We start from the raw sequence: 12470 nt of genomic DNA, 5'->3' as shown, positions 1-12470 counted from the left end.
TTGTATCTGATATCTTGAATTTGTATCTACCAAAATTCTCTGGCTAAGGTTGGAAGATGATGCGCAGCAAAGTGACAGGTGCCCGACGCTGGGTCGTAAAGATTGGCAGTGCCTTGCTGACTGCGGATGGCAGGGGGCTGGATCGTGCGGCGATGGGTGTTTGGGTCGAGCAGATGGTGGCGCTGCATGAGGCGGGCGTTGAGTTGGTCCTGGTTTCCTCCGGGGCTGTGGCTGCCGGTATGAGCCGTTTGGGCTGGACGTCGCGACCCAGTGCCATGCATGAGCTGCAAGCTGCCGCTGCAATTGGTCAGATGGGGCTGGTTCAAGCGTGGGAATCCAGCTTTGCCGAGCATGGTCGCCATACGGCGCAGATTCTGCTGACTCATGACGACCTGTCCGATCGCAAGCGCTACCTGAATGCTCGCAGTACGCTGCGTACCCTGGTTGATCTGGGGGTCGTTCCGGTCATCAATGAAAACGACACTGTCGTGACCGACGAAATTCGCTTTGGCGACAACGATACCCTGGCGGCGTTGGTGGCGAACCTGGTTGAGGCCGACTTGCTGGTGATCCTTACGGATCGCGACGGCATGTTCGATGCCGATCCGCGTAACAATCCTGAAGCGCAGTTGATCTACGAAGCGCGTGCTGATGATCCGGCCCTTGATGCTGTTGCGGGCGGTACGGGTGGTGCGCTGGGTCGTGGTGGCATGCAGACCAAATTGCGTGCTGCACGATTGGCGGCTCGTTCGGGGGCTCACACGGTGATTGTCGGTGGGCGCATTGAGCGCGTGCTTGCGCGCCTTAAAGGTGGTGAGCGTCTGGGGACGCTGCTGTCTCCTGAGCGTGAAATGCTCGCAGCTCGCAAGCAGTGGCTGGCGGGGCACTTGCAGACTCGCGGCACTCTGGTTCTGGATGAAGGTGCCGTGGCTGCGCTGAGCAAGGATCACAAAAGCCTGCTGCCTGTTGGTGTCAAGCTGGTCCAGGGCAGCTTCCGTCGTGGCGAGATGGTTGTGTGCGTTGCGCCTGACGGTCGCGAAGTTGCGCGTGGGCTGAGTAACTACAGCGCCCTTGAGGCGCAGAAAATTATTGGTCAGTCGTCAGAGGCAATCGTGCGTGTGCTGGGCTATATGGCCGAGCCTGAGCTGGTGCATCGGGATAATCTGATTCTGGTTTGAAATCAGCTGATACATCGTCGTTCTGGCGAAACGGGATTCCGGTAGGAGCGAACTTGTTCGCGAGCAGTTGTATGGTTGTGGCGAAGGCCGTCTCGCGAACAAGTTCGCTCCTACCAAGTGTGAATTGGCCGGATATCTCAAGATAAGGAATACGTAATGCGCGTAATGAAGGGACTGCTCGGGGCTTTGCTGGTGCTGCCGATGCTGGCTTCTGCGGAAGAGATTGGTCAGGTGTCGACGGTGTTCAAGCTCGTTGGCCCGAATGATCGAATTGTGGTCGAGGCTTTTGATGATCCCAAGGTCGATGGCGTGACTTGCTATCTTTCGCGCGCCAAGACGGGTGGGGTGAAGGGTGGTCTGGGTCTGGCCGAAGATCGCGCCGAGGCATCCATCGCTTGTCGTCAGGTCGGCCCCATTCATTTCAAGGGTGAGTTGAAGGATGGGGATGAAGTGTTCAAAGAGCGCACTTCCCTGGTGTTCAAAACCATGCAGGTTGTGCGCTTCTTCGATAAAAAGCGTAATGCGCTGGTTTATCTGGTGTACAGCGACCGGATCATCGAAGGAAGTCCGCAGAATGCGGTGACTGCGATTCCGATTCTGCCGTGGTCTCCTGCTCCCGCGCCGTGATGCTGTTCCTGGCACCGCGCTGTCCTTGGTCGGCATGCGGCTTGTAGGAGCGCGCTTGCCCGCGATTGCGTCAGAGCGGCCCATGCATTCATTGGTTGATAGAATCTAATCGCGGGCAAGCGCGCTCCTACAGGTCCTGTGTCTATCTCGTGACTGTGTAGTGTTAGGAGCAAGTGCGATTATTCAACAAATTGCAGGCAACAAAAAACCGACCCTTGGGTCGGTTTTTTTTACGGCTTAAGCTTATCGCTTAGGCTGCAGCAGCAACGCTCAGGTCTTTGATGTGACCGTTCAGGCGGCTTTTATGACGAGCAGCTTTGTTCTTGTGGATGATGCCTTTATCGGCCATACGGTCGATAACTGGCACGGCCAGAACATAAGCAGCTTGTGCTTTTTCAGCGTCTTTTGCGTCGATGGCTTTAACTACATTCTTGATGTAGGTACGAACCATGGAACGCAGGCTGGCGTTGTGGCTGCGACGCTTCTCAGCCTGTTTTGCACGTTTTTTGGCGGAAGGTGTGTTGGCCACCGTCGAGCTCCTCGAAAGACTTTTTAGGGAATAGCTTACAAAATAGGCCGCGAATCATGCCGATGACTGGATTGATTGTCAAGGGGTGGTGATCGGTTCCGCCGAGTGGTCGCTATGTTCGACCGGGATATTTATTTCCGGTGCGCGACCTGTAAACTCGCCGGCTTTGCCTCTGTGCTTTTGCGGCGCGGAGTATCGCATAAATGGACAGGTTTATCGCCTGGTCCTTTAGCCAAGGCGCTAAATTCTTCAATGAACCTACTCAAATCGTTGGCTGCCGTCAGCTCTATCACCATGCTTTCCCGGGTGTTGGGCTTCGTTCGAGACACTATTATTGCGCGCACATTTGGCGCGGGAATGGCGACGGATGCCTTCTTTATTGCTTTCAAATTGCCGAATCTGCTGCGCCGGATTTTCGCTGAAGGTGCGTTCTCTCAGGCCTTCGTGCCGATTCTGGCGGAATATAAAAGCCAGCAAGGCGAGGAGGCGACTCGCACGTTTGTCGCCTATGTCACCGGGCTCCTGACGCTGGTCCTGGCGTTGGTCACGCTGCTGGGGATTATCGCTGCGCCTTGGGTGATTTGGGCCACTGCACCAGGTTTTGTCGATACGCCGGAAAAATTCGCGCTGACCACTGATCTGTTGCGCGTGACCTTTCCTTATATATTGCTGATTTCCCTGTCGTCGCTGGCGGGCGCGATTCTCAATACCTGGAACCGCTTTTCGGTCCCGGCGTTTGTGCCAACGCTACTGAACGTCAGCATGATTTTCTTCGCTCTGTTCCTCACGCCTTATTTTGACCCGCCCGTAATGGCGCTGGGCTGGGCGGTTCTGGTCGGCGGCCTGTTGCAGCTGCTCTATCAACTGCCGCACCTGAAAAAGATCGGCATGCTGGTACTGCCGCGTCTGAATCTGCATGACACTGGCGTGTGGCGGGTAATGAAGCAGATGCTGCCTGCCATCCTTGGCGTCTCGGTCAGTCAGATTTCTCTGATTATCAATACGATATTTGCCTCGTTCCTTGTCGCCGGTTCAGTCTCCTGGATGTACTACGCCGACCGTTTGATGGAGTTGCCGTCCGGTGTGCTGGGTGTGGCGCTGGGTACGATTCTTCTGCCGATCCTGTCGAAAACCTATGCCAGCAAAGATCGTCAGGAATATTCGCGGATTCTTGACTGGGGGCTGCGCCTGTGTTTTGTGCTGGTCCTGCCGTGCACGCTCGCGCTGGGGATTCTGGCTGAGCCGTTGACCGTTTCCCTGTTTCAATACGGTAAATTCGACGCGGTTGATGCAGCCATGACCCAGCGGGCGCTCATCGCTTACTCGGTGGGTTTGCTGGGCATTATTGTGATTAAAGTGCTCGCACCGGGGTTTTACGCCCAACAAAATATTCGCACCCCGGTGAAAATCGCGATTTTCACCCTTATTGTCACTCAACTGCTTAACCTGGTTTTTATCGTACCGCTGCAGCATGCCGGTCTGGCCCTGGCGATCAGCGTTGGCGCTTGCATCAACGCGATGCTGTTGTTCTGGCAATTGCGCAAGCAGGATCTGTTTCAGCCGCAGCCGGGGTGGACAAAGTTTCTCTTCAAGCTGTGTCTGGCGGTTGGGGTGATGTCTGGCGTGCTGCTCGGTCTGATGCATGTGATGCCGGCCTGGAGCGACGGGCAGATGCTTGAGCGCTTCATTCGTCTCGGCGGGCTGGTGGCGGCTGGGGTTGTGGCTTATTTCGCGACCCTGTTGCTGTTGGGTTTTCGCCTCAAGGATTTCGCCCGCAGCGCAGTACTGTAAGCAATAGTTGTAACGGGTAGTCGTCGGTTTTTCCCGTCGTGGAGCGATGACTATTGTTTTGCCTTGGCGTGTTCCTGTCGTCCGGGGCTGTGTGTGGTTATAATCGGCCACTTTATGAGCAAGAAGTGCGTTATGCAGCTGGTTCGAGGCCTCCATAATCTGCGCCCCCAGCATCGGGGCTGCGTCGCCACCATTGGCAACTTTGACGGTGTTCACCGGGGCCACCAGGCTATCCTGGCTCGCTTGCGTGAACGTGCGGTCGAGTTGGGAGTGCCCAGCTGTGTGGTGATTTTCGAGCCGCAGCCGCGTGAGTTCTTTGCTCCTGCTACTGCTCCGGCCCGTCTCGCACGCTTGCGTGACAAGCTGGAGCTGCTGGAGGCCGAGGGCGTTGATCGGGTGTTGTGTCTGGCGTTCAACCAGCGCTTTAGCAAGCTCAGCGCGGCAGAATTCGTCGATACGATATTGATCGACGGGCTCGGCATACAACATCTTGAGGTAGGCGATGATTTCCGTTTCGGTTGCGACCGAATGGGAGACTTCGACTTCCTGCAACAAGCGGGCGATGCCCGTGGTTTTACGGTTGAGGCGGCGCAGACCGTCGAAATCGATGGCGTTCGCGTCAGCAGTACCAAAGTGCGTAATGCCCTGGCCGTGGCGGATTTCGCTCTGGCCGAGCGCATGCTCGGGCGACCGTTCCGGATTACCGGACGTATTCTGCACGGCCAGAAGCTGGCTCGGCAGTTGGGCACTCCCACCGCCAACGTGCAGCTCAAACGGCGTCGTGTGCCGCTGACCGGGGTTTATCTGGTCAGTGCAAGCATTGATGGCAAGACCTGGCCGGGCGTCGCCAATATTGGCGTGCGTCCGACCGTGGCAGGTGATGGCAGTGCCCACCTTGAAGTACATCTTCTGGACTTTGCCGGTGATCTTTACGACCGGCGTTTGACGGTGGCTTTCCACCATAAGCTGCGTGATGAGCAGCGTTTCGCCTCCCTGGAGGCGCTCAAGACGGCAATCAATGCGGACGTCGCCGCCGCCCGTGCCCATTGGCATGGCTAACCGCTAATCAAGAGCCTGAAATGACCGACTACAAAGCCACGCTAAACCTTCCGGACACCGCCTTCCCAATGAAGGCCGGCCTGCCCCAGCGCGAGCCGCAAACTCTGCAGCGCTGGGACAGCATTGGCCTGTACCAGAAGCTGCGCGAAATTGGCAAGGATCGTCCGAAGTTCGTTCTGCACGACGGTCCTCCTTACGCCAACGGCTCTATTCATATCGGTCACGCCGTTAACAAGATTCTCAAGGACATGATCCTGCGCTCGAAAACGCTTTCGGGTTTCGACGCGCCTTATGTTCCGGGTTGGGACTGCCACGGTCTGCCGATCGAGCACAAAGTTGAAGTGACTCACGGCAAGAACCTGTCTGCGGACAAGACTCGCGAGCTGTGCCGCGCTTATGCTTCCGAGCAGATTGAAGGGCAAAAGTCCGAGTTCATTCGCCTGGGTGTTCTGGGCGACTGGAGCAATCCCTACCTGACCATGAACTTCACCAACGAAGCCGGCGAAATCCGGGCGCTGGCGGAAATGGTCAAAGGTGGCTTCGTGTTCAAGGGCCTCAAGCCCGTGAACTGGTGCTTCGACTGCGGTTCGGCTCTGGCTGAAGCAGAAGTCGAATATCAGGACAAAAAATCCTCGACCATCGACGTGGCGTTCCCGATTGCTGACGAAGAGAAGCTGGCCAAGGCATTCGGTCTGAATGCGTTGAGCAAACCTGCTGCCATCGTGATCTGGACCACCACCCCGTGGACCATTCCGGCCAACCAGGCGCTGAACGTTCATCCCGAGTTCGAATACGCGCTGGTTGATGTTGGCGACAGGCTGCTGGTGCTGGCCTCCGAGCTGGTTGAAAGCTGTCTGACCCGCTACAAACTGGAAGGCTCGGTTATCGCCACTGCGAGCGGTGCTGCGCTGGAACTGATCAACTTCCGTCACCCATTCTACGACCGCCTGTCGCCAGTCTATCTGGCTGATTACGTCGAGCTGGGCGCTGGCACTGGCGTCGTTCACTGCTCGCCTGCTTATGGCGTCGACGACTTCGTGATCAGCAAAAGTTATGGTCTGACCAACGATGACATCATCAGCCCGGTGCAAAGCAACGGTGTCTATGTCGAGTCGCTGGAGTTCTTCGGTGGCCAGTTCATCTTCAAGGCTAACCAGGCGATCATCGACAAGCTGGCCGAAGTCGGCAGCCTGATGGATACCGAAACCATCACCCACAGCTACATGCATTGCTGGCGTCACAAGTCGCCGCTGATCTATCGCGCTACCGCGCAATGGTTCGTGGGCATGGACAAACAGCCTGAGTCCGGTGACACCCTGCGTGAGCGCGCGGTAAAGGCTATCGAAGACACTCAGTTCGTTCCGGCATGGGGTCAGGCGCGCCTGCACTCGATGATCGCCAACCGTCCTGACTGGTGCATCTCGCGTCAGCGTAACTGGGGCGTGCCGATCCCGTTCTTCCTGCACAAGGAAAGCGGTGATCTTCACCCGCGTACCGTTGAGTTGATGGAAGAAGTCGCCCAACGCGTCGAGAAAGAAGGTATCGAAGCCTGGTTCAAGCTGGACGCCGCCGAGCTGCTGGGTGACGAAGCGTCGAAGTACGACAAGATTTCCGACACCCTGGACGTCTGGTTCGACTCCGGTACTACGCATTGGCACGTGCTGCGCGGTTCACACCCGATGGGTCATGAGACCGGTCCACGCGCCGACCTGTACCTTGAAGGTTCCGACCAACACCGCGGCTGGTTCCATTCGTCGCTGTTGACCGGCTGCATGCTGGACGACCACGCGCCGTACCGCGAATTGCTGACCCACGGCTTCGTCGTCGACGAAAACGGTCGCAAGATGTCCAAGTCGCTGAACAACGTTGTGGCACCGCAGAAGGTCAACGATTCGCTGGGCGCAGACATCATGCGTCTGTGGGTATCGGCGACCGACTACTCTGGTGAAATGGCTGTTTCCGATCAGATCCTGCAACGCAGCGCTGATGCCTACCGCCGTATCCGCAACACTGCCCGCTTCCTGCTCTCTAACCTGAGCGGTTTCAATCCGGCTACCGATATCCTGCCGCCGGAAGAAATGCTGGCGCTGGATCGCTGGGCGGTAGACCGTGCCTTGCTGCTGCAACGCGAGCTGGAAGAGCATTACGGCGAATACCGTTTCTGGAACGTGTATTCCAAGATCCACAACTTCTGCGTGCAGGAGTTGGGTGGTTTCTATCTGGACATCATCAAGGACCGCCAATACACCACGGCCGCTGACAGTACTGCACGTCGTTCCTGCCAGACCGCGCTGTTCCATATCTCCGAAGCGCTGGTGCGCTGGATCGCGCCGATCCTGGCATTCACTGCCGACGAGCTGTGGCAGTTCCTGCCGGGCGAGCGTAACGAATCGGTCATGCTCAACACCTGGTATCAGGGGCTGAGCGAGATGCCGGCTGACTTCGAGCTGGACCGCGCCTACTGGGAGCGAATCATGGCGGTGAAGGTCGCAGTCAACAAGGAAATGGAAAACCTGCGTGCAGCCAAGGCGATTGGCGGCAACCTGCAGGCCGAAGTGACTCTGTATGCTGAAGACGCACTGGTCGCGGACCTGTCGAAACTGAGCAACGAACTGCGCTTTGTGCTGATCACCTCCACGGCCAGCGTCGCGCCATTGCTCGATGCTCCAGCCGATGCGGTAGTGACCGAAGTGGCGGGTCTGAAGCTCAAGGTGGTCAAGTCCGGTCATGCCAAGTGCGCCCGTTGCTGGCATCACCGTGCTGACGTGGGTGTGAACCCTGAGCACCCGGAAATCTGCGGCCGTTGCGTAGACAATATCAGCGGCGCAGGCGAGGTTCGTCACTATGCCTAATACAGGTTATGGACGTCTGGCCTGGCTCTGGTTGAGCCTGTTGGTCCTGGTCGTTGACCAGGCCACCAAGTACTACTTCGAGCACCGCCTGGAGTTGTACGAGCAAATCGTGATCATCCCTGACTACTTCAGCTGGATGCTCGCTTACAACACTGGCGCGGCGTTCAGCTTCCTTGCCGACAGCTCGGGCTGGCAGCGCTGGCTGTTCGCCCTGATCGCCGTCGTGGTCAGTGTGGTGCTGGTGGTCTGGCTCAAACGTTTAGGGCGTGATGACACCTGGCTGGCCATTGCTCTGGCATTGATACTGGGCGGCGCGCTCGGCAACTTGTACGACCGTGTCGCTATCGGTCACGTCATCGATTTCATTTTTGTTCATTGGAAAGAGCACGGCTTCCCGGCATTCAATATCGCTGACAGCGCCATTACTGTTGGTGCGATCATGCTGGCGCTGGACATGTTCAAGAGCAAAAAAACCGGAGAAACCGTTAATGACTGAACAGTTATTGACCGAGCAACGCATCGGTCAGAACACGGAAGTCACTCTGCATTTTGCTTTGCGCCTGGAGAACGGCGAAACAGTCGACAGCACCTTTGACAAGGCTCCGGCCACGTTCAAGGTGGGTGACGGCAACCTGCTGCCTGGTTTTGAAGCGGCGCTGTTCGGTTTCAAGGCTGGAGACAAGCGCACTGTGCAGGTTCTGCCGGAAAATGCCTTTGGTCAGCCGAACCCGCAAAACGTACAGATCATCCCGCGTTCGCAGTTCCAGGACATGGAGCTGTCGGAAGGCTTGCTGGTGATCTTCAATGATGCGGCCAATACTGAGCTGCCGGGTGTGGTGAAAGCTTTCGATGACGCGCAAGTGACTATCGACTTCAATCACCCGCTGGCGGGCAAGACCCTGAGCTTCGAAGTGGAAATCTTCGAGGTCAAGGCGCTTTAAGCACGCTTGAACCTGAGCCCGGCCTGCTACGGCCGGGCTGTTTCGCACGTAGACACGAGGCCCCCCATGCAAATCAAACTCGCCAACCCCCGCGGCTTCTGCGCTGGAGTGGATCGTGCGATCGAAATCGTCAATCGCGCCCTGGAAGTGTTTGGCCCGCCGATCTATGTGCGCCATGAAGTGGTTCATAACAAATTCGTTGTCGAAGACCTGCGCGCTCGTGGCGCGATCTTCGTCGAAGAGCTGGATCAAGTACCTGACGACGTGATCGTGATCTTCAGTGCCCATGGTGTTTCGCAAGCCGTACGTACTGAAGCGTCGGGTCGTGGCCTGAAAGTGTTCGATGCGACGTGTCCGCTGGTGACCAAGGTTCACATCGAAGTCGCACGTTATAGCCGCGACGGTCGCGAATGCATTCTGATCGGCCACCAGGGGCATCCGGAAGTTGAAGGCACCATGGGGCAGTACGATGCCAGCAACGGTGGTGCGATCTATCTGGTCGAGGATGAAGAGGACGTCGCCAACCTGCAGGTGCGTAATCCTGAAGCCCTGGCGTTCGTGACCCAGACTACGTTGTCCATGGACGACACCAGCCGCGTTATTGATGCCCTGCGCACGCGATTCCCGGCGATTGGCGGGCCGCGCAAGGATGACATTTGCTACGCCACGCAAAACCGGCAGGATGCGGTCAAGCAGTTGGCCGACGAGTGCGACGTGGTATTGGTCGTTGGCAGTCCGAACAGCTCGAACTCCAACCGGCTGCGTGAGCTGGCCGAGCGCATGGCAACCCCGGCCTATCTGATCGATGGCGCAGAAGACATGCAACGTGCGTGGTTCGATGGCGTCGGGCGCATCGGCATCACCGCAGGTGCTTCCGCACCGGAGGTGCTGGTGCGTGGCGTGATTCAGCAACTGCACGCCTGGGGCGCGACCGGTGCTGACGAGCTGGCTGGCCGCGAAGAGAACGTCACTTTCTCGATGCCCAAGGAACTGCGGGTCAAGTCGTTGTTGTAATCCGGCAAACACACACTGTAGGAGCTGCCGAAGGCTGCGATCGCGGTATTTCAGGTTAAATGCCTCGCAGCCTTCGGCAGCTCCTACGGAAAATGCTTTTGCAGGTGGAAGTCGGTAGGACCCGATTCAGATGAATTAACCGCAAAGCTCTTCCGGCTTCGTTTCACTCTCAATTCTGACTCTGCCAGTCCAGGCCATCACCACCGCGTGGTGGCTTACCGCTTTTTTCGTGTCGCAAACGAAAAGCGTCCCTGCAAGAGCGCCATTGCCTGCTGGAACACCCAATGCGTTAAAGCGAACTTGCCTGACGAGATGACGGTTGCCAAAAATCGGCACTTTCCCGCTTCGAGTGCGCTCCGTCAGCACCAGATCATCTTCGCTGCCTTTCGGGTCCACAACGATCTGCCAGCCCTTGCTCCAATCCTTATCAATCGCCCGGATCACCACAGGCTGACTTCGTAAAATCGCTTCCGTGCGTGCTGTGCGTATCCCGCTGGCCAGTTGTTGCGCGGCATCAATGCGGCGCTGGCTCATCAGGAATTCACTGAAAGCCGGAGCGGTGAGGGTGACAACTATTCCGATGATCAGCATTGTCACTACCAGCTCAATGATCGTGAAACCTGCGTGTTTCATACATTTCCCTCCCTGGAAATTCTCATTTGAATGCCATGCGGGCATTCGTCCCTGTCAAACTACCGTACATCCTTGTTTACAGTTTCAGGCGGGGATGCTGTCCTATAGTCGTAACGTCTAGGAGACACTCAATGACCCAGCGATCCAAGGGGTTCACCCTCGTCGAATTGTTAATCACTGTGTCGTTGGTTGGGATACTCGCGGTTATCGCCATTCCCAGTTTCAATAGCTCGATACAGAACTCAAAGGCCGATACTGAAATCAGTGATCTTCAGCGCGCGCTCAACTTTGCGCGGCTTGAGGCGATAAACCGTGGAGTGAATGTTCAGGTGCGGCCCAACGTCGACGGTGCAGGCTGGAATACTGCGCTCAAGGTGGTTCCGTCATCCAATGTAACCGGTGCCGCTTTGCGTGTGACTGCGCCGATGAGCAGTGGCGCCGGGCTCGCGGTCCCCAATGTCAACCTGATCGAGTTCAATAACCTCGGCGGCCTTTCGGCTCCGGCCACGGCGGTTGCAATGACTTACACACTAGGCACGACTATCACCAAGACTGTGTATGTATGCTTGAACGGCCGAATTGTTTCGAGTGGGAATTGCGATGGGTAAGGGACGAAAGAGCCGTCAGGTTGGCATGACGCTGATCGAGGTGTTGGTGTCGGTGTTGATATTGGGCATTGGCCTCTTGGGGGCTGCGGCCATTCAATTGAACGCCCTTAGGTACACCGACAGCTCGGCCATGACCAGTCAGGCGAGCTTCATTGCCTATGACATGATGGATCGTATTCGGGCGAACATGGATGGCAATGCGACTAACAGTGGCTCCACTGTTTTGGCCAGCTACGGCCTGGCATCGCTGGCCGGTGCGCCCTCTGCGGCTAACCCTAATGATGCAGTTGCTCAAGACAAGTTTGACTTCAGTAGCAATATCACAGCATTTGCGGGCGCGGCGGGCGCGGCCAGCAGTGTCGTGATCGACAAGCGGGTTGTGACTATTACCATCACGTGGGATGACACCCGGGCGGCGGCCGCGAGCGATATCGGTTTGGGTAAAACCGCTAGCGCGACCAATGCGCGACAATTTGTTCTGACCTCGCGTATTGGTGTCGACGATGTGGTGGCTCAATGAAGAAAATAGCCCGGGGTTTTGGCCTGGTCGAGATCATGGTCGCGCTGGTGCTGGGTTTGATTGTCAGTATGGGGATCGTGCAGATTTTCATCGCTTCCAAAGGTACGTATCAGTCTCAGAACGCTGCTGCACGGATGCAGGAAGATGCGCGCTTTGCTCTCAGCAAAATGATGCAGGAAATCCGCATGACCGGAATGTTCGGCTGTCTGGATCTCGACACGACGACTCCAGTGGCACCGTCGATTGTCAAACCCCCTGATTTCCTTACCCCAATCCTTTGGGATAACGCGAGCAATACGTTGACACTTATCACCGCCGATGTGGGGACATCGGGTAGCACTCCGACCTGGACCGTCGTGTCCGATTGCAGGACTTATACCCGAATATATAACGGTGCAAGAACTCCGGCATCAGGGGAAATCAGCTTCCCCCTCCGTAAGATCACTTACAGCCTGACCGGTACGAACCTGAATGTGAAGGTCGGTACCGGCTCCGATTCAGCACAGCCGTTGGTGAGCAATGTGGGTCGGTTTGCCGTCTCCTTTGGTTTGACGGGTTCGCCCATGTCCTACACCACGGTGATTGGCAATAGTGCCCTGGCCAACAATATTCGCAGCGTGCGCTTGACCCTCACAGTGACTGATCCAAACGGCAGGGTTCGCGATCAAACCTATAACGTTGTTGCTGCTTTGCGTAACCGTTTCTGATGGGGACTGCC

Annotated in this window: 13 protein-coding genes; 11 read left to right on the top strand and 2 right to left on the bottom strand. The window is 56.9% G+C overall.

Translation table 11 applies throughout. The features are described from left to right. Positions 1 to 59 precede the first annotated feature (59 nt). A complete protein-coding gene (gene proB, locus AO242_RS26655) occupies positions 60 to 1178 on the top strand; it encodes a glutamate 5-kinase (protein WP_099271039.1) in 1119 nt (372 codons plus the stop codon). 156 nt (positions 1179 to 1334) lie between these two features. Continuing rightward, entirely contained in the window at positions 1335 to 1805 is a 471-nt protein-coding gene (locus tag AO242_RS26650) for a CreA family protein (protein ID WP_095096769.1), read from the top strand. Positions 1806 to 2055: 250 nt separating this feature from the next. Here the strand turns inward: AO242_RS26650 and rpsT are convergent, their stop codons facing one another. Next, complete coding sequence (gene rpsT / locus AO242_RS26645; protein ID WP_027899711.1) at positions 2056 to 2334, bottom strand: 30S ribosomal protein S20; 279 nt, start codon at positions 2332 to 2334, stop codon at positions 2056 to 2058. A gap of 252 nt (positions 2335 to 2586) precedes the next feature. Between rpsT and murJ the strand changes: the two genes are divergently transcribed. The 6 genes from murJ (at position 2587) to ispH (ending at position 9991) form a co-directional block, all read left to right on the top strand. Then, the gene (gene murJ, locus AO242_RS26635; protein ID WP_027899712.1) at positions 2587 to 4125 is read left to right on the top strand and encodes a murein biosynthesis integral membrane protein MurJ; all 1539 of its coding nucleotides are present in this window, start codon (positions 2587 to 2589) and stop codon (positions 4123 to 4125) included. 132 nt (positions 4126 to 4257) lie between these two features. Then, on the top strand, positions 4258 to 5184 hold the full coding sequence (ribF, locus tag AO242_RS26630) for a bifunctional riboflavin kinase/FAD synthetase (RefSeq protein WP_027899713.1): 927 nt from the start codon (positions 4258 to 4260) through the stop codon (positions 5182 to 5184). A 20-nt stretch (positions 5185 to 5204) separates the two neighbouring features. After that, positions 5205 to 8036, top strand: a complete 2832-nt coding sequence (gene ileS, locus AO242_RS26625) for an isoleucine--tRNA ligase (RefSeq protein ID WP_099271016.1) — start codon at positions 5205 to 5207, stop codon at positions 8034 to 8036. Next, positions 8029 to 8532 carry a signal peptidase II gene (gene lspA, locus AO242_RS26620; protein WP_027899715.1) on the top strand — a complete coding sequence of 168 codons (504 nt, stop codon included), beginning with the start codon at positions 8029 to 8031 and terminating at the stop codon, positions 8530 to 8532. The genes ileS and lspA overlap by 8 nt, the downstream gene beginning before the upstream one ends. Then, complete coding sequence (locus AO242_RS26615) at positions 8525 to 8977, top strand: FKBP-type peptidyl-prolyl cis-trans isomerase (protein ID WP_027899716.1); 453 nt, start codon at positions 8525 to 8527, stop codon at positions 8975 to 8977. Before lspA ends, AO242_RS26615 begins: the two co-directional genes overlap by 8 nt. A gap of 66 nt (positions 8978 to 9043) precedes the next feature. Beyond that, positions 9044 to 9991 carry a 4-hydroxy-3-methylbut-2-enyl diphosphate reductase gene (gene ispH, locus AO242_RS26610; RefSeq protein ID WP_027899717.1) on the top strand — a complete coding sequence of 316 codons (948 nt, stop codon included), beginning with the start codon at positions 9044 to 9046 and terminating at the stop codon, positions 9989 to 9991. 135 nt (positions 9992 to 10126) lie between these two features. Here ispH and AO242_RS26605 read toward each other — a convergent pair whose 3' ends face one another. Further along, positions 10127 to 10624, bottom strand: coding sequence for a GspH/FimT family pseudopilin (locus AO242_RS26605; protein WP_099271015.1), 498 nt, complete (start codon positions 10622 to 10624; stop codon positions 10127 to 10129). A 131-nt stretch (positions 10625 to 10755) separates the two neighbouring features. Between AO242_RS26605 and AO242_RS26600 the strand changes: the two genes are divergently transcribed. The 3 genes from AO242_RS26600 to AO242_RS26590 are packed head-to-tail and all read left to right on the top strand — an operon-like array spanning position 10756 to position 12459. Continuing rightward, positions 10756 to 11232 (top strand): GspH/FimT family pseudopilin, encoded by a 477-nt coding sequence (locus AO242_RS26600; RefSeq protein ID WP_099271014.1) that lies wholly within the window; start codon positions 10756 to 10758, stop codon positions 11230 to 11232. Then, positions 11225 to 11752, top strand: a complete 528-nt coding sequence (pilV, locus tag AO242_RS26595) for a type IV pilus modification protein PilV (protein ID WP_257153514.1) — start codon at positions 11225 to 11227, stop codon at positions 11750 to 11752. Before AO242_RS26600 ends, pilV begins: the two co-directional genes overlap by 8 nt. Beyond that, the gene (locus AO242_RS26590; RefSeq protein ID WP_099271012.1) at positions 11749 to 12459 is read left to right on the top strand and encodes a PilW family protein; all 711 of its coding nucleotides are present in this window, start codon (positions 11749 to 11751) and stop codon (positions 12457 to 12459) included. The genes pilV and AO242_RS26590 overlap by 4 nt, the downstream gene beginning before the upstream one ends. Positions 12460 to 12470 lie beyond the last annotated feature (11 nt).

It is taken from the genome of Pseudomonas sp. ICMP 561, assembly GCF_002699985.1.
GTDB lineage: Bacteria > Pseudomonadota > Gammaproteobacteria > Pseudomonadales > Pseudomonadaceae > Aquipseudomonas > Aquipseudomonas quasicaspiana.
The sequence above is the reverse complement of the archived record's forward strand: the minus strand, read 5'-3'. Positions and strand labels throughout refer to the sequence as shown.

Excerpts from the sequence above, each read along its gene's own strand:
- proB (WP_099271039.1), top strand. The coding sequence starts at position 60 with ATGCGCAGCAAAGTGACAGGTGCCCGACGCTGGGTCGTAAAGATTGGC.
- AO242_RS26650 (WP_095096769.1), top strand. The coding sequence starts at position 1,335 with ATGCGCGTAATGAAGGGACTGCTCGGGGCTTTGCTGGTGCTGCCGATG.
- murJ (WP_027899712.1), top strand. The coding sequence starts at position 2,587 with ATGAACCTACTCAAATCGTTGGCTGCCGTCAGCTCTATCACCATGCTT.
- ribF (WP_027899713.1), top strand. The coding sequence starts at position 4,258 with ATGCAGCTGGTTCGAGGCCTCCATAATCTGCGCCCCCAGCATCGGGGC.
- ileS (WP_099271016.1), top strand. The coding sequence starts at position 5,205 with ATGACCGACTACAAAGCCACGCTAAACCTTCCGGACACCGCCTTCCCA.
- lspA (WP_027899715.1), top strand. The coding sequence starts at position 8,029 with ATGCCTAATACAGGTTATGGACGTCTGGCCTGGCTCTGGTTGAGCCTG.
- AO242_RS26615 (WP_027899716.1), top strand. The coding sequence starts at position 8,525 with ATGACTGAACAGTTATTGACCGAGCAACGCATCGGTCAGAACACGGAA.
- ispH (WP_027899717.1), top strand. The coding sequence starts at position 9,044 with ATGCAAATCAAACTCGCCAACCCCCGCGGCTTCTGCGCTGGAGTGGAT.
- AO242_RS26605 (WP_099271015.1), bottom strand. The coding sequence starts at position 10,624 with ATGAAACACGCAGGTTTCACGATCATTGAGCTGGTAGTGACAATGCTG.
- AO242_RS26600 (WP_099271014.1), top strand. The coding sequence starts at position 10,756 with ATGACCCAGCGATCCAAGGGGTTCACCCTCGTCGAATTGTTAATCACT.
- pilV (WP_257153514.1), top strand. The coding sequence starts at position 11,225 with ATGGGTAAGGGACGAAAGAGCCGTCAGGTTGGCATGACGCTGATCGAG.
- AO242_RS26590 (WP_099271012.1), top strand. The coding sequence starts at position 11,749 with ATGAAGAAAATAGCCCGGGGTTTTGGCCTGGTCGAGATCATGGTCGCG.